The organism is Stenotrophomonas sp. SXG-1 (genome assembly GCF_014083965.1).
In the GTDB taxonomy this organism is placed as follows: Bacteria; Pseudomonadota; Gammaproteobacteria; order Xanthomonadales; family Xanthomonadaceae; genus Stenotrophomonas; species Stenotrophomonas geniculata.
The window spans coordinates 4118126-4136344 of the sequence record NZ_CP046588.1 but is presented as its reverse complement, the minus strand read 5'-3'; the positions used below and the strand labels follow the sequence as shown (position 1 = coordinate 4136344).

Annotated in this window: 22 protein-coding genes and 2 tRNA genes; 16 read left to right on the top strand and 8 right to left on the bottom strand. The window is 66.7% G+C overall.

Features of this window, described 5'->3' with window-relative positions:
* The 4 genes from GOC52_RS18885 to GOC52_RS18870 all read left to right on the top strand — a co-directional run bounded on the left by GOC52_RS18885 (window position 1) and on the right by GOC52_RS18870 (window position 3218).
* A complete protein-coding gene (locus GOC52_RS18885; protein ID WP_049448425.1) occupies window positions 1-588 on the top strand; it encodes an anthranilate synthase component II in 588 nt (195 codons plus the stop codon).
* Window positions 589-604: 16 nt separating this feature from the next.
* Complete coding sequence (gene trpD, locus GOC52_RS18880) at window positions 605-1636, top strand: anthranilate phosphoribosyltransferase (protein ID WP_043399367.1); 1032 nt, start codon at window positions 605-607, stop codon at window positions 1634-1636.
* Between the two features lie 74 nt (window positions 1637-1710).
* Window positions 1711-2505 (top strand): indole-3-glycerol phosphate synthase TrpC, encoded by a 795-nt coding sequence (trpC, locus tag GOC52_RS18875; protein WP_191850130.1) that lies wholly within the window; start codon window positions 1711-1713, stop codon window positions 2503-2505.
* Window positions 2502-3218, top strand: a complete 717-nt coding sequence (locus GOC52_RS18870) for a haloacid dehalogenase-like hydrolase (RefSeq protein WP_010482651.1) — start codon at window positions 2502-2504, stop codon at window positions 3216-3218. Before trpC ends, GOC52_RS18870 begins: the two co-directional genes overlap by 4 nt.
* Before the next feature lie 97 nt (window positions 3219-3315).
* Here the strand turns inward: GOC52_RS18870 and GOC52_RS18865 are convergent, their stop codons facing one another.
* Both GOC52_RS18865 and crp read right to left on the bottom strand, forming a co-directional pair.
* The gene (locus GOC52_RS18865; protein WP_191850128.1) at window positions 3316-4077 is read right to left on the bottom strand and encodes a sulfite exporter TauE/SafE family protein; all 762 of its coding nucleotides are present in this window, start codon (window positions 4075-4077) and stop codon (window positions 3316-3318) included.
* 62 nt (window positions 4078-4139) lie between these two features.
* Window positions 4140-4829, bottom strand: coding sequence for a cAMP-activated global transcriptional regulator CRP (crp, locus tag GOC52_RS18860; RefSeq protein WP_010482649.1), 690 nt, complete (start codon window positions 4827-4829; stop codon window positions 4140-4142).
* A gap of 149 nt (window positions 4830-4978) precedes the next feature.
* Here crp and speD point away from each other — a divergent pair, with 149 nt between their 5' ends.
* Together speD and GOC52_RS18850 are read left to right on the top strand one after the other, a co-directional pair.
* Complete coding sequence (speD, locus tag GOC52_RS18855; protein ID WP_006473908.1) at window positions 4979-5773, top strand: adenosylmethionine decarboxylase; 795 nt, start codon at window positions 4979-4981, stop codon at window positions 5771-5773.
* Window positions 5774-5940: 167 nt separating this feature from the next.
* Window positions 5941-6261 (top strand): DMT family transporter, encoded by a 321-nt coding sequence (locus tag GOC52_RS18850; RefSeq protein WP_005411314.1) that lies wholly within the window; start codon window positions 5941-5943, stop codon window positions 6259-6261.
* 85 nt (window positions 6262-6346) lie between these two features.
* Here the strand turns inward: GOC52_RS18850 and coq7 are convergent, their stop codons facing one another.
* The gene (gene coq7 / locus GOC52_RS18845; protein ID WP_010482647.1) at window positions 6347-6991 is read right to left on the bottom strand and encodes a 2-polyprenyl-3-methyl-6-methoxy-1,4-benzoquinone monooxygenase; all 645 of its coding nucleotides are present in this window, start codon (window positions 6989-6991) and stop codon (window positions 6347-6349) included.
* A 197-nt stretch (window positions 6992-7188) separates the two neighbouring features.
* Between coq7 and rplM the strand changes: the two genes are divergently transcribed.
* Together rplM and rpsI are read left to right on the top strand one after the other, a co-directional pair.
* On the top strand, window positions 7189-7617 hold the full coding sequence (gene rplM / locus GOC52_RS18840; protein WP_005414692.1) for a 50S ribosomal protein L13: 429 nt from the start codon (window positions 7189-7191) through the stop codon (window positions 7615-7617).
* A gap of 2 nt (window positions 7618-7619) precedes the next feature.
* Window positions 7620-8012 (top strand): 30S ribosomal protein S9, encoded by a 393-nt coding sequence (gene rpsI / locus GOC52_RS18835; RefSeq protein WP_005411311.1) that lies wholly within the window; start codon window positions 7620-7622, stop codon window positions 8010-8012.
* A gap of 323 nt (window positions 8013-8335) precedes the next feature.
* Here rpsI and GOC52_RS18830 read toward each other — a convergent pair.
* Both GOC52_RS18830 and GOC52_RS18825 read right to left on the bottom strand, forming a co-directional pair.
* Window positions 8336-8410: transfer RNA gene (locus GOC52_RS18830), tRNA-Gln, on the bottom strand.
* Window positions 8411-8465: 55 nt separating this feature from the next.
* Window positions 8466-8542: transfer RNA gene (locus tag GOC52_RS18825), tRNA-Met, on the bottom strand.
* Window positions 8543-8663: 121 nt separating this feature from the next.
* Between GOC52_RS18825 and GOC52_RS18820 the strand changes: the two genes are divergently transcribed.
* From GOC52_RS18820 to bfr, 4 genes are all read left to right on the top strand, one after another.
* Window positions 8664-9287, top strand: a complete 624-nt coding sequence (locus GOC52_RS18820) for an RNA pyrophosphohydrolase (RefSeq protein WP_010482644.1) — start codon at window positions 8664-8666, stop codon at window positions 9285-9287.
* Window positions 9287-9589 carry a hypothetical protein gene (locus GOC52_RS18815; protein ID WP_224328682.1) on the top strand — a complete coding sequence of 101 codons (303 nt, stop codon included), beginning with the start codon at window positions 9287-9289 and terminating at the stop codon, window positions 9587-9589. The genes GOC52_RS18820 and GOC52_RS18815 overlap by 1 nt, the downstream gene beginning before the upstream one ends.
* A 100-nt stretch (window positions 9590-9689) precedes the next feature.
* Complete coding sequence (locus tag GOC52_RS18810; protein ID WP_010482642.1) at window positions 9690-9899, top strand: (2Fe-2S)-binding protein; 210 nt, start codon at window positions 9690-9692, stop codon at window positions 9897-9899.
* Between the two features lie 142 nt (window positions 9900-10041).
* Complete coding sequence (gene bfr / locus GOC52_RS18805; protein ID WP_019336610.1) at window positions 10042-10512, top strand: bacterioferritin; 471 nt, start codon at window positions 10042-10044, stop codon at window positions 10510-10512.
* A 1-nt stretch (window position 10513) separates the two neighbouring features.
* Here the strand turns inward: bfr and GOC52_RS18800 are convergent, their stop codons facing one another.
* The 3 genes from GOC52_RS18800 to GOC52_RS18790 are packed head-to-tail and all read right to left on the bottom strand — an operon-like array spanning window position 10514 to window position 15295.
* Window positions 10514-12745 carry an ATP-binding protein gene (locus GOC52_RS18800; protein ID WP_191850126.1) on the bottom strand — a complete coding sequence of 744 codons (2232 nt, stop codon included), beginning with the start codon at window positions 12743-12745 and terminating at the stop codon, window positions 10514-10516.
* 1 nt (window position 12746) lies between these two features.
* Window positions 12747-14633, bottom strand: a complete 1887-nt coding sequence (locus GOC52_RS18795) for an EAL domain-containing protein (RefSeq protein ID WP_191850124.1) — start codon at window positions 14631-14633, stop codon at window positions 12747-12749.
* Window positions 14634-14677: 44 nt separating this feature from the next.
* Complete coding sequence (locus GOC52_RS18790; protein ID WP_043399356.1) at window positions 14678-15295, bottom strand: DUF4126 domain-containing protein; 618 nt, start codon at window positions 15293-15295, stop codon at window positions 14678-14680.
* A gap of 179 nt (window positions 15296-15474) precedes the next feature.
* Here GOC52_RS18790 and GOC52_RS18785 point away from each other — a divergent pair, with 179 nt between their 5' ends.
* The 4 genes from GOC52_RS18785 (at window position 15475) to nudC (ending at window position 18177) form a co-directional block, all read left to right on the top strand.
* A complete protein-coding gene (locus GOC52_RS18785) occupies window positions 15475-16218 on the top strand; it encodes a DUF6776 family protein (protein WP_019336613.1) in 744 nt (247 codons plus the stop codon).
* Between the two features lie 4 nt (window positions 16219-16222).
* Window positions 16223-16687, top strand: coding sequence for a bactofilin family protein (locus GOC52_RS18780; RefSeq protein ID WP_010482635.1), 465 nt, complete (start codon window positions 16223-16225; stop codon window positions 16685-16687).
* Between the two features lie 31 nt (window positions 16688-16718).
* On the top strand, window positions 16719-17111 hold the full coding sequence (gene erpA, locus GOC52_RS18775; protein WP_005419789.1) for an iron-sulfur cluster insertion protein ErpA: 393 nt from the start codon (window positions 16719-16721) through the stop codon (window positions 17109-17111).
* A 160-nt stretch (window positions 17112-17271) separates the two neighbouring features.
* Window positions 17272-18177, top strand: coding sequence for an NAD(+) diphosphatase (gene nudC, locus GOC52_RS18770; protein ID WP_019336614.1), 906 nt, complete (start codon window positions 17272-17274; stop codon window positions 18175-18177).
* Window positions 18178-18219 lie beyond the last annotated feature (42 nt).

Sequence of the window (18219 nt, the reverse complement as noted above, 5' to 3'; positions counted from 1 at the left end):
ATGTTGTGGATGATCGACAACTACGACAGCTTCACCTACAACCTCGTGCAGTACCTGCAGACGCTGGGCGCCGAAGTGAAGGTGGTGCGCAACGATGCGATGAGCGTGGACGAGATCGCCGCGCAGAAGCCCGAGCGCATCGTCATCTCGCCTGGCCCGTGCACGCCCAACGAAGCGGGCGTGTCGCTGGAATTGATCCAGCGCCTGGGCCCGACCACGCCGATCCTCGGCGTGTGCCTGGGCCACCAGGGCATCGGCCAGGTCTACGGTGGCACGGTCATCCGCGCGGGCAACATCATGCACGGCAAGACCTCGCCCATCCGCCATGAAGGCAAGGGCGTGTTCGCCGGTCTGCCGGATCGTTACCAGGCCACCCGCTACCACTCGCTGGTGGTGGACAAGCACAGCCTGCCCGATGCGCTGGAAGTGACCGCCTGGACCGAGAACGAGGACGGCTCGATCGAAGAGATCATGGGCCTGCGTCACCGCCAGTTCCCGGTGGAGGGCGTGCAGTTCCACCCCGAATCCATCCTCACCGAACACGGCCACGCCCTGCTGCGCAATTTCCTGCAGCGTCCGGCGGCCTGATCCAAGGAGCATTCCCATGAGCTTCTCCCCCCAGGAAGCCCTGCAACGCACCATCGAGCACCGCGAAATCTTCTTCGACGAAATGGTCGACCTGATGCGGCAGATCATGCGCGGCGATGTCTCGCCGATGATGACCGCCGCCATCCTCACCGGCCTGCGGGTGAAGAAGGAAACCATCGACGAGATCGCGGCCGCGGCCACGGTCATGCGCGAATTCGCGCTGGCGGTGCCGGTGGCCGATACCACCCACCTGGTCGACATCGTCGGTACCGGTGGCGATGGCTCGCATACCTTCAACATCTCCACCTGCGCGATGTTCGTGGCGGCCGCAGCCGGCGCGCGCGTGGCCAAGCATGGCAACCGCAGCGTGTCGTCCAAGTCCGGCAGCGCCGATGCGGTCGAAGCACTGGGTGCCGCCATCGAACTGCAGCCGGCCCAGGTGGCCGCGGCCATCGAGCAGACCGGCATCGGCTTCATGTTCGCGCCGATCCACCATCCGTCGATGAAGGTGGTCGCGCCGGTCCGCCGCGAGATGGGCGTGCGCACCATCTTCAACATCCTCGGCCCGCTGACCAACCCGGCCAGCGCGCCGTCGGTGCTGATGGGCGTGTTCCACCCCGATCTGGTGGGCATCCAGGCGCGCGTGCTGCGCGAGCTGGGCACCGAGCGCGCCATGGTGGTCTGGGGCCGCGACAACATGGACGAGATCTCGCTGGGCGCCGGCACCCTGGTGGGCGAGCTGCGCGACGGCAAGGTGCGCGAGTACGAGATCCACCCGGAAGACTTCGGCATCGCCATGTCGGCCAGCCGCAACCTGCGCGTGGACGGCCCGGAGCAGTCCATCGCCATGCTGCGCGCCGTGCTGGACAACCAGCAGGGACCGGCACTGGACATCGTGGCGCTGAATGCCGGCGCCGCGCTGTACGTGGCCGGCGTGGCCAGCGACATCGGCGATGGCCTGGCCCGTGCCCGTGCAGCCATCGCCAACGGCAGCGCCCGCCAGCGCCTGCAGCAGTATGTGGAGACCACCCGCGCGCTGGTTGCCTGAGCGCGCGGTTCAGCCTGACCCTTTTGATGGCCGATAATGGCCGTCCTCACCGCCCCCGCACCGAACCGACGACGATGAGCGACATCCTGCAGACGATCCTGGCCCGCAAGGCCGAAGAAGTGGCCCAGCGCCGCGCCCAGCGCCCGCTCGAGGCGCTTCAGGCCGCCGTGGACAGCGCCCCGCCGGTACGTGGCTTCGTGCGCGCCCTGCAGGCGGCCGTGGCCAATGGCGACCCCGCGGTCATCGCCGAGGTGAAGAAGGCCAGCCCGTCCAAGGGCGTGATCCGCCCGGATTTCCGCCCGGCCGATATCGCCGTCAGCTACGAGTTCGGTGGCGCCAGTTGCCTGTCGGTGCTGACCGACGTGGATTTCTTCCAGGGTGCCGACGCCTACCTGCAGCAGGCCCGCGAGGCCTGCACGCTGCCGGTGCTGCGCAAGGACTTCGTGATTGACGCCTACCAGGTGTACGAGGCGCGCGTGCTGGGCGCCGACTGCATCCTGCTGATCGTCGCCGCGCTGGACGACACCCAGCTGGCCACCCTGTCCGAACTGGCACTGTCGCTGGGCATGGACGTGCTGGTGGAAGTGCATGACATCGACGAACTGGAGCGTGCGCTGCAGGTGCCGGCACCGATGATCGGCATCAACAACCGCAACCTGCGCACCTTCGAGGTGTCGCTGCAGACCACGCTGGACATGCAGAAGGCGGTGCCGCGTGACCGCCTGCTGGTGACCGAGAGCGGCATCCTCGGCCCGCAGGACGTGGCGCTGATGCGCGATGCCGGCATCCATGCGTTCCTGGTCGGCGAGGCCTTCATGCGCGTGGAAGAGCCGGGCGAGGGCCTGCGTCAGCTATTCTTCGCGGCATGAAAACGCACTATCCGACGCCACGCGACGATGCGCCGCTGGTGGTCTTCGACTTCGACCACACCCTCTACGACGGCGATTCGGGCACCCACCTGTTCGCCTCGCTGATCAAGCGCAACCCGTTGCGGATGCTGGCGGCGCTGCTGGTCACGCCGATTGCCGGGCCGATGGTGGCGCTGCTGCCGACCCGTCGTGCCGGTATTTCGGTCTATGTGTGGATCGGCAGCTTCGGCCTGCACCGTGCGCGCGATTTCAACAAGGTCATCGACGCCTATGTGCTGCGCAATGAGGCGCAGATGCGCGCCAAGCTGCTGCCGCAGGCGCTGGAGGTGTTCGCCGCGCACCGCGCCAAGGGCGACCGCGTGGTGGTTGCCACCGGCGCGCCGCCAGAGCTGGCACGGGCGATCCTGGCCTTCGTCGCCCACCAGGACGTACCGGTGATCGGCACCGAGGTTGGCCCACGGCTGGGCGGCGTCGGCCCGACCCGCCACTGCCACAACGAAGAGAAGATGCGCATGCTGCGCGAGCGCGGCTACGGCGATATCGATATCGCCTACTCCGACAGCACCGCCGACCTGCCATTGCTGCTGGCGGCCAAGGCGCCGGTGGTGGTGAACCCGAAGCCGGGCAGGGTGGACTTCTTCCGCCGCGTGCTGCCGGCCGGTACCCGCATCCTCAACTGGGGCTGCGTGGACCGCGGCGGCGACAAGGCCTGATCCTAGCCTGCTGTAGAGCCGAGCCATGCTCGGCTGCTCTTCGTTGCGGTATCCGTGCGCCATCAGCCGAGCATGGCTCGGCTCTACAGGGGATGACTCAGCGATACAGGTGCCCGTACACCGCATGGCCGATCTGGAACAGGCTGATGCCCAGCACCAGCATGCCAACGGCCACCAGCACCCAGCGCTCCTTCACCCGCTTGACCAGGATGGCCGCCACTGGCGCAGCCATCATGCCGCCGATCAGCAGGCCGGCGACGATCTGCAGGTGCTGCACGCCCATCGACAGCAGGAAGGTCGCCGACACCGTCAGCGTGACCACGAACTCCGCCGCATTGACCGTACCGATGGTGGTGCGCGCCTGGCCACCACGAGCGAGCAGGGTGGACGTGGCGATCGGCCCCCAGCCGCCACCGCCGCTGGCGTCGAGCAGGCCCGCGAAGAAGCCCAGCACCGGTACCCGGCGGATTTCGCCCTTGGGCATCCAGCGTCCGGCCGCGCGGGCCAGGATGATGATCGCCAGCACCAGCAGGTACAGGTAGATCAGTGGCCGGATGATCTCGCCCGGGATCTGGGTGAGCACGTAGGCGCCCACCGCGCCGCCCACCGCGCCGGGCAGGGCCAGGCGCAGGAACAGGCGTTTATCGACATTCCCGGCGGCGAGGTGCGACACACCCGAGGCGCCGGTGGTGAACACTTCCGCGGTGTGGATGCTGGCGCTGACCTGCGCCGGCGGCAGGCCCATGCTCAGCATCACCGACGATGAGACCAGGCCGAAAGCCATGCCCAGCGCGCCGTCGACCAGCTGCGCGCCGAGGCCGATGAGGATGAACCACCAGAATTCGCTGCTCAGCTCCATGCCCCGAGCCTAGCGCGCGAAGGAGTGCGGACCAAGGTCCGCACCCACCGGGTGCTCAACGGTCAACGGGTGCCGTACAGCACCACGGTCTTGCCGCGGGCATGCAGCAGGCCGTCGGTCTGCAACTTCTTCAGCACGCGGCCGGCCATTTCGCGCGAACAGCCGACCAGGCGCGCCAGTTCCTGGCGCGAGACGCGCAGCTGGCTGCCCTGCGGGTGGCTCATTGCTTCCGGTTCCTGCGCCAGGTCGTGCAGGGTGCGCACGATCCGGTCGGTGACGTCCAGGAATGCCAGTCGGCTGGCCTTGCGGCTGGTGTCGAGCAGGCGCTTGGAGATCTGCTGGCCCAGCGCGTACAGCAGGCGCGGGGCATCGGCCGACAGCGGGCCGAGGAACAGCTGATGCAGGCGCTCGTAGCTGATTTCGGCCAGCTCACAGGCGGTGCGGGTCCGCAGGATCACCTCGCGGCGGTCCGATTCAACGAACAGGCCCATCTCGCCGACGAACTCGCCAGCACCGAAGTAGCCCAGCACGAGCTCGCGATCGTCATCTTCCTCGGCCATGATCGAAACCGAGCCGCTGATGACGTAATACAGGGTTCCCGCCGGGTCACCGGGTCGGAAGACGTCGGTACGGGTGGGGTATCGCCGCCTGTGGCTGTGCGCCAGGAAACGATCGATTGTGGCGATATCCAGGGCCAGTGGACTGCTAGCTAGGCGCACGGTTGACACGATAGGAGCGCTCCCTCTGCGCATGAACGGATTCACGGGGTCGATAGCGGAGCTTAACCAGCGCAATTGTTAAGGGCAAACAGTGTGCCAGATGTGAGCGATCTTCACGTTCCCCCCGGGGACAGTTTGCCCCATAATTCCCCCTTTCCCTTCTTACACAGGAATCGACCGCCGTGGTCAAGCCGTTGCCTCGCCTGAGGCTGCAGGGTTTCAACAACCTCACCAAGGCGCTGAGCTTCAACATCTATGACGTGTGTTACGCGCGCACCGAAGAGGAGCGTCAGCGTTACATTGAATACATCGATGAAGAGTACAACGCCGACAGGCTGACTCAAATCTTGACCGATGTCGCCGAGATCATCGGCGCCAACATCCTGAACGTGGCCCGCCAGGACTACGACCCGCAGGGTGCCTCGGTGACCATCCTGATCTCCGAAGAACCGGTGATCGACAAGAAGCAGGCCGGCAAGGAGCTGATCTCCGACGCTGTGGTCGCGCACATGGACAAGTCGCACATCACCGTGCACACCTATCCGGAAACGCACCCGCAGGAAGGTATCGCCACCTTCCGCGCCGACATCGACGTGGCCACCTGCGGCGTCATTTCGCCGTTGAAGGCGTTGAACTACCTGATCGAAAGCCTCGAGTCGGACATCGTGATCATGGACTACCGCGTCCGTGGCTTCACCCGCGATGTGAAGGGCAAGAAGCACTACATCGATCACAAGATCAACTCGATCCAGAACTTCCTGGCCAAGAACATCAAGTCGCGTTACGAGATGTTCGACGTCAACGTCTACCAGGAAAACATCTTCCACACGAAGATGCACCTGAAGGACTTCGACCTGGACCAGTACCTGTTCGAGGAAAAGGCCAAGAACCTGTCGTTCAAGGAACGCATGAAGATCGAAGCGCTGCTCAAGCGCGAGATCGAAGAGCTGTTCCACGGCCGGAACCTGTCCGAGTAAGCCCCATGCGCGATGCCGGCAGGCATCGCCGCCCAGGCGGGACGACCCGCCCCGTGGAACTGGTGTCGCGCAAGCGACGTGGTTCCACGGTGATGTACCGACCCACGGCCCGGTGTGAAAACACCGGGCCGTTTCGTTTTTCTCAAAAAGGTAAGGAGCCCCCACCCATGCCCTGGATCTACCTGCTGCTGGCCGGCCTGTTCGAGATTGGTTTCGCCCTCGGAATGAAGTACTCCGAAGGCTTCAGCAAACCCCTTCCCACTGCTGCCACGGTCGTGTCCGCGCTGATCAGCCTGTACCTGATGAGCCAGGCGATGAAGAGCATCCCGGTCGGCACGGCCTACGCGATCTGGACCGGTATCGGCGCCATGGGCGTGGCGGTGCTGGGCATCTACCTGTTCAACGACAGCGCATCGCCGGCCCGCCTGGCCTGCGTGGGCCTGATCGTGGCCGGTGTGATCGGCCTGAAGCTGGTGTCGCCGAACTGATTGATGGCCCGACCAACGGTCGCGCCCCACCGTCAGGCCCCGCCGCACCTCTTGGTAGGCCCACGCCGTTGGTGCGGACAACCCTTCAGATGCGGTAGGCGATGGTCTTCATCACCCTGGAGGCCAGCGCCATCGCGCCCGGGATCGGGAACGGCAGGCGGCGTGCGCCGGCCTGCTCGGCGTGCTCCGCGTGGCGGGCCTCGTCTTCCTTCATCACCTGGATGACCGCGCGGCTGCGCAGGTCGCTGGCCGGCAGGTCGACCAGGTGCTCGTCCAGATGGGCTTCCACCTGGCGCTCGGTTTCGACCACGAAGCCCAGGTTCCAGCCGTCGCCACGCAGCCCGGCCAGGGTGCCGATGGTGTAGCTGCCGGCATACCAGAGCGGGTTGAACAGGCTCGGACGGCTGTCCAGTTCGCCCAGGCGGGTGGCGCACCAGGCCAGGTGGTCGGTCTCTTCCTGGGCCGCTTCCAGCAGGTGTTCACGCGTGGCCGGGTCGCGGGCCACGGCGGCCTGGCCGAAGTACAGGCCCTGCGCGCAGACCTCGCCGACATGGTTGATCCGCATCAGCCCGGCCGCATGGCGGCGTTCAGTGCTGTCCATGCCCGGCTCGTCGGTGTCCGCAGCCGGGTAGGGACGGGCCGCCGGCGGGTTGCCGAACACCGTGTCCAGGGCGCGCTGCGCCTCGGTCAGCAGGTGGTCCAGCGGGGTGATCTGGCGGAGCACGGTCATGGCGGTACACGGTGGGGCGGAAGACCCCGCGATTCTCGCCCGGCCCCGTCCCCCTGCCAACCCGGTCAGGGGCCGGCTTGCAACGGGGGTCTGACCTGCGTACAATCCCGCCTCTTACGCTTCACCTTTTCACAACGCGTGGCAGAGTTCCGGTGAGCCTTTCGCCGCAATGAGCCCGACCTAACCTAGAGTTCTTCATGAGCACTTTCACTGCCAAGAACGAGACCGTCCAGCGCGACTGGTACCTCGTCGACGCCGAGGGCAAGACCCTGGGCCGTCTCGCCACCGAGCTGGCCCGCCGTCTGCGCGGCAAGCACAAGCCGGTCTACACCCCCCACGTTGATACCGGCGACTACCTGGTCGTCATCAATGCAGAAAAGATTGCCGTCACCGGCAAGAAGCTGCAGGACAAGATGTATCACCGTTTCACCGGTTACATCGGCAACCTGAAGACCGAATCCCTGGCACAGGCGCTGGAGCGCCACCCGGAGCGCGTGATCGAGATCGCCGTGAAGGGCATGCTGCCGAAGGGCCCGCTGGGTCGCCAGATGTACCGCAAGCTCAAGGTCTACGCCGGCACTGAGCATCCGCACGCCGCACAGCAGCCGCAGGTTCTGGATATCTAATCATGGCTATCACTCAAAACTACGGCACTGGCCGCCGCAAGTCCTCCACCGCTCGCGTGTTCCTGCGCAAGGGTTCGGGCAACATCACCGTCAACGGCCGTCCGCTGGACGAGTTCTTCGGTCGTGAGACTGCGCGCATGATCGTGCGCCAGCCGCTCGAGCTGACCAAGAACACCGAAAGCTTCGACATCCTGGTCACCGCCGCTGGCGGCGGCACCACCGGCCAGGCCGGTGCGATCCGTCTGGGCATCGCCCGTGCTCTGGTCGAGTACGACGAAACCCTGAAGTCCGAGCTGCGCAAGGCCGGCTTCATGACCCGTGACGCCCGTGAAGTCGAGCGTAAGAAGGTCGGTCTGCACAAGGCCCGCCGCGCCACCCAGTTCTCCAAGCGCTGATCTACCGCGCCTGGTTGGGCTCCTTCGGGAGCCCGCTGGATGGAAAAGCAAAAGCCCGGCTTCGGCCGGGCTTTTGTCGTTTCGGGGTCATGCATTCCCGGGTTGCCGGCCAGCGGTCGGTACTACCCGTGGCTTCACATGTCAGAAGGGGGTGGGGTCGGAGCCCTTTTCTCTGAAAAGGATCCGACCCCGGACCCCTCTCTGGAGGAGAGCCCCCTTGATGTTCAAGGGGGCGTGCCGACAGGCGCGGGGATCAGGTGGAATGCGCGACCAAATTAAAAACAAAAGGCCAGATCTTTCGATCTGGCCTTTTGTTTTTAATTTGGCTGCCCCGGATGGATTCGAACCACCGAATGCCTGAGTCAGAGTCAGGTGCCTTACCGCTTGGCGACGGGGCAAAACGTGCAACTATTTTCTCACTTTTCACACTGAAAAACAACTTGATTTTCAGTGTGGTGGCTATGGGTGGACTCGAACCACCGACCCCAGCATTATGAGTGCTGTGCTCTAACCGGCTGAGCTACATAGCCTTGGTGAGCCCGCTATTCTGCGGATGTGTATCGACCCTGTCAACACTTTTGTGTCGTGCTTGTGGGTCGACAGAGGGCATGGGATAGTCCCGACCAGTAGATTTTCTTAGGAGTCCGCATCGTGATCGATCCGGACGGCTATCGACCGAACGTCGGCATTGTGCTGATGCGGCAGGACGGCCAGGTGTTCTGGGCACGACGTGTGCGCCGGGACGGCTGGCAGTTCCCGCAGGGTGGCATGAACACCGACGAGACGCCTGTCGAGGCCATGTATCGTGAACTGCAGGAAGAGACCGGCCTGCTGCCTGAGCACGTGGAAGTGCTCGGGGCGACGCCCGGCTGGCTGCGCTACAAGCTGCCGGCGCGGGCCATCCGCCGCAATGAGCGGCAGGTCTGCATCGGCCAGAAGCAGGTCTGGTTCCTGCTGCGCCTGACCGGCGACGAATCGCATGTGCAGCTGGACCATACCGATTCGCCCGAGTTCGACCACTGGCGCTGGGTGGACTTCTGGTACCCGGTGGAGCACGTGGTGATGTTCAAGCGTGGCGTCTATGCGCGCGCTCTGCGACATCTGGCGCCGTTGGCGCGCGGGGTGGCCGGGCAGGGCGTCACCGCCATGCCCAAGAGCGCTGCGGAGGCCTGGATGCCGGGTCACGCTGCCGGCCACGACAGGCCCCGCAAGCGCACGCCCAAGCGCGGTGGCTACTGGCCGCGCAAGGCCAAGGGTGAGCCGGGGGCGGTTTGATGGGGAGGCCGCGCAGGCCGCGGGTCGATCCGTCACAACGCGTCCCCGCCGGGTATTTCCAGCAGGGCCTGGTTGTCCGGCTGGCCAGCCTGCCCTGGATGGCGTTGGGCGTGGTGGTGCTTGGCGGCAGCGCAACGATCCCGCTTGGGCTGGGCATGGTCCTCATCCTGGTGAACTGTGCCGGTGCCCTGTATCTGGCGGACTACCTGCTGCGCCTGAGGGCGGCAGGCGGTGGCCTGCACTGGCTGACCATGTTCTTCAGTACGCCGGTGCTGGCCCTGTTGTATTCGATCGCACTCTGAACCGTATCGAGAATGGTTCAGGTCTCTGATTGACAACCATTCTCGTTTCCATTGAAATAGCCAACAGGCCACTCTTGGCCTGTCAGCCCGGTTCACGCCTGTGTACGTCTGCATCTGCAACGGAGTCACCGACCACCAGATCCGCGAAGCCGCCAGCAATGGCGTCAGCACGGTGGCCGAGCTGACCATGCGTACCGGTTGTGGCGCGACCTGCGGTTCCTGCCTGGACATGGCAGGCGACCTGCTGTCCAAGGCACGTGCCACCCACGATCTGCCGCTGCCGGTCCTCGGTCTGGCCCAGGTCGCCTGACGTCTCTTTCGCGGCGCGTTGACGCCGCGCTTCCGCATCCTTCACGCGTGGCCGCATAGGCCAATGCGCACGATTCGCGTTCCTTCACGACCGCACGCAAGGCGTTAAAGTGCCTGCGTTTTCAGCGTGCAGGAGCATCCCCATGAAGGGCGACACCAAGGTCATCGAATTCCTCAACAAGGTCCTCTACAACGAGCTGACCGCGATCAACCAGTACTTCCTGCACGCCAAGATGCTGAAGAACTGGGGCATCAAGGAACTGGCCGAACATGAGTACAAGGAATCGATCGACGAGATGAAGCATGCCGACATGCTCGCCGACCGCATCCTGTTCCTTGAAGGCCTGCCGAACTTCCAGGCGCTGGGCAAGCTGCGCATCGGCGAGAACCCGACCGAGATCCTGCAGTGCGACCTGTCGCTGGAACGCGATGGCGTGGTCACCCTGCGCGAGGCCGTGGCCTATTCCGATTCGGTGGGTGACTACGTCAGCCGCCAGCTGTTCGTGAAGATCCTCGACTCGGAAGAAGAGCACATCGACTGGCTGGAAACCCAGCTCGACCTGATCGAGCGCATCGGCGAGCCGAAGTACCTGCTGAGCAAGCTGGAAGACTGACTCAGCCGGCCTGGCCGGCGCGATGCTGTGCCAGGTAGCCCGTCAGTGCCACGCGCGCACGGGCGAATTCGGCAACCAGCAGCGCTACCGCTACGGCGGGGCGCTGCAGGCTGCCGCTGCGGGCCTCATGTTCGATCCGCTGCGCCACCGCCGACAGCGACAAGGCCCCCACGTTCGCGCTTGATGATTTCAGGCTGTGCGCGACCGCCTGCAGGCGGGGCTCGTCGCCGTTCTGCGCGGCCTGCTGCAGCTGCTGCACCATCGCCGGCGCATCTTCCAGGAACACCGAGACGATCTGGAGGGCGGTATCGCCGATTACCGCGTGCAGTTCGTCCAGCACGTCGCGGTCCAGTACCGGTTGCGGTGCTGGCGCCACCTGCTTTTCCGGATTCTGTAGCGCCGAGCCATGCTCGGCTGATGGCGTGCGACTGCAATTGGCCGTCAGCCGAGCATGGCTCGGCTCTACGGAAGGCTGTCCAGGTGATGCAGCTTTCCCGCCACCCCAGCGCTGCAACAGCGCATGCAGCGTGGCACGTGCGATCGGCTTGGACAGGTAGTCGTCCATGCCGGCCTGCAGGCAGCGCTCGCGATCACCGGCCATGGCGTTGGCCGTCATCGCGATGATCGGCAACCGCGTGCGCCCGGTTTCCGCTTCTTCCGCACGCCAGTGGCGCGTGGCGGCGTAGCCGTCCAGCACCGGCATCTGGCAATCCATCAGCACCACGTCCACGCCGCCTTCGCGAAGGGCGGCCAGCGCCTGCTCGCCATCGGCGGCATTGCGCACCTCGCACTGGAATACGCGCAGCAGATGCTCGGCCACCATCCGGTTGACCGTGTTGTCTTCCACCAGCAGCACGCGCAGGTGCAACGGCGGCAGCGTGGGCGTGGGCTGCCCCTGTTCGGCGTTGGCCAGCAGCGCGGCAGGGCGCGCATGCGCGACCGGTGCAGCCAGCAGTGCATGCAGCGCAGCGTCGTCGAAATGCGAGGGTAGCTGCCGCTGGCGCGGGCGTGCCGGAAGGGTATCGTCCTGCAGCCACAGCACCTGCAGGGCATCGTCCTCGCCACGTTCGGCCAACGCCTGTTGCAGCGTCGCTTCACCGATGTGGCGCGCACGTGCATCGACCAGCAGCCAGGCCGGCGCCGGTTGCCCCGGCCTCGGCACCGCGCGCAGGCGCTCGACCACGGCATCGAGCTGCGCCATGGCGTGCACCAGCAGGCCATGATGGGCCGCGATGCGCTCGATGCGTGCCCGCAGCGTTGCATCGGCACTGAACAGCAGCAGCGGTGCTGGCGCGCGCGCCATCGCCGGCAGGTCGCCAGGAACCTTCAGCAGCGGGATCTCGAACCAGAACGTAGCGCCCTGGCCAGGCGTGGACTGCACGCCGATCTGCCCGTGCATCAGGTCGATGATGCGCTTGCAGATGGCCAGGCCCAGGCCGGTGCCGCCGTAGATGCGGGTGGTGGATGCGTCGGCTTGGCTGAAGGACTGGAACAGGCGTGCCTGCAGTGTGTCGTCGATGCCGATGCCGGTATCGATGATCTCGAAGCGCAGCTGGTGCTGCGCGGCACCTTCGCCCAGCCGCAGCACGCGCAGCTGCACCTGGCCGCGGGCGGTGAACTTGATTGCGTTGGCCAGCAGGTTGCTCAGCACCTGGCGCAGGCGCACCGGGTCGCCGCGCACCGGCAGGCGCACCAAAGGATCCAGTTGCAGGCCCAGGGCCAGGCCCTTGGCGTCGGCGGCGCGCTGCATCAGCTGCACCACGCCATCGAGCAGGTCGCGCAGGTTGAAGCTGGTGATCTCCAGTTCCAGCGCCTGTGCTTCCAGCCGGGAGTAGTCGAGGATGTCGTCGACGATGCGCAGCAGCTGCTGTGAACTGGCCGAAGCGGTGGCCAGCATCTGCCGCTGGTCCTCGCCCAGCGGCCCGCGCGCGATCAGCTCCAGCATCGGCAGGATGCCGTTGAGCGGGGTGCGGATCTCGTGGCTCATCGTGGCCAGGAACTCGCCCTTGGCCAGCACGGCCGCTTCGGCGGCCTGCTTGGCCTGCAGCAGCTGCTGTTCCAGCTGGCCCTGGCGTTCGGTGGTATGGCGCAGCTGGTCGCGGTCGGCGGCCAGCGCGCTGTGCTCGCGCTGCAGCCGGGCCAGTGCCCGGCTGCGCGTGCGCAGGCGCAGGCCCAACAGCAGCGCCATGGCGGCCGCGGCAAGGGCAACCAGCAGCACGCCCCACAGCAGCACGTCAGAGCACCGCGTTGTGGAAGTCGAAGTTCAGGTCGCTGCCGGCCGACTGCACCATGTCGCCCTGGATGTAATCGACGCCGCCGACCCACATCGCGGCCGCGGCCTGCGGGTCTTCGATCTGCTGGCCGATGATCTGCAGCCCGGCCGCATGCGCCTGTTCGATCGCCTTGCGCAGTTCCTCGCGCGTGGCTGGGTTGGAATGGCTGCTGGAGAAGCGCGCGGCCATGCGCACGAACGACAGCGGCAGCTGGGTCAGCAGTGCATCGGCTTCGCCGCTGGGCTCGAACTGGCTCAGGCAGAAGCGCACGCCGGCGCCGGCCATGCGCTGGCAGAACTGCTGCAGCGGCACGGTGTGGATCAGCGCGTCGGGCAGGCGCACGTCGATCACCAGCGCACTGCCGGGCAGGTCACGCTGCTGCAGTGATTCCAGCAGCCAGTCGCCAAAGGCATCGCGCTGCAGCGTGCGCAGCGACTGCGAGACGAACAGGTTCAGCGGCTGCGTTGCGTGCCGGTACAGGTCCAGCAGGCCCAGCGCATGGTCCATCACCTGCTGGTCGAGGTCGGCGATGCGGCCTGCCGCCTCGGCGGCGGGAATCACCTGGCCGGCCGCCAGCACCGTGCCATCGGCCTGGCGCAGGCGCAGCAGCAGCTGGTACTGCGCGGTGTTGCCACCGGCGACAGCGACGATCGGCTGATAGGCCAGCTCCAGCTGGCCTTCCAGCAGTGCCAGGTGTTCCTGTTCGGTGACGGCCTGGCGGTGCACGTGGCCCGCCACGCCGGCGCTGAGCAGGCGTGCCTGCAGGGTGGTGCGCTCGACCGCTTCCAGTGCAGCGTTGGCATCGTCGAAGCCCGGCGACAGCGGCGCGTAACCCACCACGCCGCGCAGGTGCACCGACTCATCGTCGCGGATCACGAAGGCGCGCGCCGAGAGCTGCTCACGCAGGGTCGCGGCGATGCTTTCCAGGCTGTCTTCATCCGTATTGCGGGCCAGCAGCAGGAAGCTGTTGTCGTTCAGGCGTGCCAGCAGGTGCGGATGGCCGGCCTCGGCCAGGCGCTGCCCGGCCTGCACCATCAGGCGCTCGAAGGCGGCGTAGCCATAGCGTTCGCGCAGGCCCAGCGCGCTGGCCACTTCAACGAAGAACACGCCACCCCGGTCGCGATGGGCGAGGGCGGCATTGAGCTGCTGCAGCACGTGGTGACGCGTCGGCAGGCCGGTTTCCGGATTGCTGGTGGCCGGTGCGCCGGTTGCACCGGGCAGGGTTGCTGCCTGCGCACGTGCGCGACGGATGCGGTTGGCCACGGCGGCGATCAGGTGGCGCGGCCGGATCGGCTTGCTCAGGTAATCGTCGGCGCCGCTGTCGAGCACTTCGAACTGGCGCTCCGGGTCCGGATCGCCGCTCAGGAACACGATCGGCAGCAACTGCAGGCCAGGCTGCTGGCGGATCAGCGCGGTCAGGCGCATGCCGTCCAGGCCGGGCAGGTGCAGGTCCATCAGGATCAGGTCGGGGCGATGCTCCTTGATCGCCTGTAGCGCACCGTCGGCATCGCTGTGCACGATGGCCTGCATGCCGGCGCCATGCAGCACGCTCTGTGCGAACAGGGCCTGCGCGCGGTCGTCCTCGACGATCAGCACGCGGTAGGGCGAATCGGATGTCGGCGGTGCCTGGTCGTTGTTGCCAGCCTCGGCCAGCATGCCCGGACCCGGCAGCGGCGGTGGTGCGCTGCCGATCGATGCGGGTGCGTCGGAGGCTGCCAGCGGCGGAACTGCTGCCGGCGCTGCGGCGACGGCGCTCGCCGATTCAGCCGTCCAGCGTTGCCAATGATCGGCCGGAGGGGATTCAGCGCGTCCCGGGCGGGCGCCCGCGGGGGATTCGTTTGCGGCCATCGGTGCTCCTGGTGTTCGCGTCCATTATGCGACAAGCCCGGCGATCAACCGGTACCGGGCTGGCGTGGACTGTCGGGCGACGCACCGCGTGCCAGCCAGCGCACGCCCTTCCACAGTGCGCGCCAGACCAGCCACACCAGCAGCGCGCCCGCCAGGCTGCAGGCCAGCACCACGATCAGCGCGATCCACGGGTGTGCCAGGGCCAGGGCCAGGCCCCCGACCACCACGGTGTCCTCGGCGGCGGAGGCCACCCAGTTGCTGGCAGGCTCGGGCGAGGTATTGAGCAGGGCACGGGTGCCGGCTTTCAGGCCATGGCTGGCCAGCGCGACACCGGCACCGGCAGCAAGTGCGCCGGTACCCAGCTGCCCATCCGGCGACAGCGTGGCTGCGGCAAGGAAGGCACCTGCGGGTACACGTGCCAGGGTCTGCACCAGATCCCACGCCGAGTCCACGCCGGGAATCTTGTCGGCGAAGAATTCGGCCACCGCCAGCGCCGCCGAGGTGCCCAGCACCCACCACGATTCAGTGGCCTGCAGGGCCGGCGGCAGGTCGACCCAGCCGAGCAGGCCGGCCAGGCCGACACCGAACACGGTGAGGTAGACGCGGATGCCGGCCAGCCAGGCCAGCAGGATGCCGATCACGAACAGGTGGGCTTCGGTCATGGCGATGCTCCGGCGACGGAACTGTGCAGGGGACCACACTATCGACGATGGCATGCCTGAACGCCACAGACCGTGGCTCGCCACTGCGCAGGAAACCCACCCGTCCTGTCATACACTAGCGCGTCGTTTGCCACAGGGGCCGTACCGGTGTCGCCCTCGCGATGCCCCGGAATCCACCCATGACCAACCGTCCTCCCATGCGCGTGCAGGTCCGCCTGCCCGGCGCGCCGCAACCGCCTGCCGACCGTCGCCGCCTGCTGGTGATCGGCGGCATCTGGCTGCTCAGCCTGGTGCTGGCCGTGCTCGGTGGCTGCTGGATGGCCACCCCGCGCGATGCCCAGGGCCAGCGCCTGCAGGCCGCCGAGAAGCGTGCCGAGACGCTGCAGGCGCAGCTGACCGAATTGCGCCAGAAGCAGGCCACGCTGGAAGCCTCCGACCGCATCAGCCGCGCCGCCAACACCGAGGTGCAGTCCTCGCTGGCCGAGCGCGATGAGGAAATCGCCGGCCTGCGTGCCGACGTCGCCTTCTATGAGCGCCTGGTGGGCTCCACCAGCCAGCGCAAGGGCCTGAACACCCATTCGATCGAGTTCAGCCCGGAAGCGGCCGGCACCTGGCAGTACACCGCGGTGCTGACCCAGAACCTCAACCGTGGCGCCATCAGCCAGGGGCAGATGCGCTTCACCGTGGAAGGCGTCAAGAACGGCAAGCTGGCCACGATCAGCTGGGATGATCTGCACCAGCGCAGCAAGGTGCCGGGACAGGATTACTCGTTCCGGTACTTCCAGCAGCTCACCGGCAGCGTGATGCTGCCGGCTGACTTCACCCCGCAACGCGTGCGGGTGACATTGGGGAGTGGTACGGGGGGTACCACCCAGGTATTCGACTGGAAACAGGCCGGTGCGCCGGCCGCCAAAGGGGAGTAGGCAGATGTTCGGAAGCAGCAAATCCAACCGTGAAGGCCAGCTGGTGGTGGATGCCCTGATCGGCAACCAGGTGGTGATCCGCGGTGATGTGGAATTCAGTGGGGGCCTGTATGTGGAAGGCCGCATCCATGGCAAGGTGATCGCCGCCGAAGGCGCCAGTGGCGCGACCCTGACGGTCGCCGAGCATGGCGTGATCGAGGGCGAGATCCGTGCCCAGGTGGTGGTCATCAGTGGCCGCCTGGACGGCGACGTGCATGCCACCGAGAAGGTCGAACTGACCCCGAGCGCACGGGTCAATGGCAACGTCCATTACCAGGTGGTGGAGATGAACGCGGGCGCCCAGCTGAACGGTCGCCTGATCCATGCCAGCGCCCCGATGGCCGCCCTGCCGGCTCCGGAAGGCGAAGAGGCCAATGGTGGCAAGGGTGACACCGCCGCACGCCGCAAGCTGGCCGAGGCGATGGCTTGAAAGCCATCGTCGGCACCCCCATGCTGACGGCATGAGCACGCTAGTCTCCCTGCCCGGCGCCACCCCGGTTGCCGCGCCCGATTACCAGTCGCTGGAGCGCCCGCTGAACTTCACCGAGTCGGCGGCCGCCAAGGTCAAATCCCTGATCCAGGAAGAGGGCAACCCCGACCTGGCCCTGCGCGTGTACATCGAAGGCGGTGGCTGTTCAGGCTTCCAGTACGGGTTCGAGTTCGACGAGAACCGTGCCGAGGACGACCTGGCGGTACAGACCAGCGGGGTGACCCTGCTGGTCGACCCGCTGAGCCTGCAGTACCTGATGGGCGCCGAGGTGGATTACACCGAGAGCCTGACCGGTGCGCAGTTCGTGATCCGCAACCCGAACGCGAAGACCACCTGCGGCTGCGGCAGCAGCTTCAGCATGTAAGAGCCCTGTGGCCAGGATGTGCCAACCAAGGTTGGCACCTGCCAGAGCGGATCCGTAGATCCACGCCATGCGTGGATGCTCTGTGCCCTCCAGCCCACAACAGCAGATTGCGCACAGCGCCGACCTTGCCACCCGCATCGATTGGCGGCACGCTTGCCGGATGCCCAATACTTCTTCGCCGCTTTCCGGTTTTGCCTTCGTTGGCGAACCGCTGGAGCGCGCCGATGCCCTGCGCGACGATGCCGATGCACTGGCGCGCCTGTGGCCGGGCGCGCGCATTCTCGTGCTCGATCAGGACGGCAGCGCCTTCACCGGCGATGACGACCAGCCGCTGGCGCTGACCGGCGCCGACATCGGGGGTGGTCCCGGCTCCGCGATCTTCCTCGGCCTGCGCGGGGAACAAGCGTGGTTCTCGGTTGAAGCCGCCAGCGTCACCGTCACCGCACCACGTCGCCTCGACCTGCGCCAGGCCGCTCTGCTGTGGTCGATGGCCGATGCGACCGCCTTCAGCTATGCCCGCGGCATGTCCTACTGGCACTCGCGCACCCGCTTCTGCGGTGTGTGTGGCGGCGCCGTGGCGTTTGCCCGCGGCGGCTTCGTCGGTCGTTGCGCGCAGTGTTCCACCGAGCACTACCCGCGCGTCGACCCCGCCGTGATCGTCGCCGTGGAAAACCAGGGCCGGCTGCTGCTGGGCCGGCAGTCCAACTGGGCACCGCGGCGTTACTCGGTGCTGGCCGGCTTCGTCGAACCCGGCGAGACCTTCGAGCAGACCGTGGTGCGTGAAGTGCATGAGGAGAGCAAGGTGCGGGTGACCGCGTGCCAGTACCTCGGCTCGCAGCCGTGGCCGTTCCCGGGCGCGCTGATGATCGGCTTCCGTGCACAGGCGCAGGATGACCTGCCGACGGTGGATGGCGAGCTGGAAGACGCGCGCTGGTTCAGTGCCGACGAGGTGGGCGCGGCACTGGCACGCGATGTGGAGGACGATGGCCAGGGCATCCGCCTGTCGCCGCCGATCTCGATTTCGCGCGGCCTGATCGAACACTGGTACCGCCAGCAGAAGGGCTGAACCCGATCCTCTGCCGGTCCGGTCGTGGCAGCTGTATTGCCG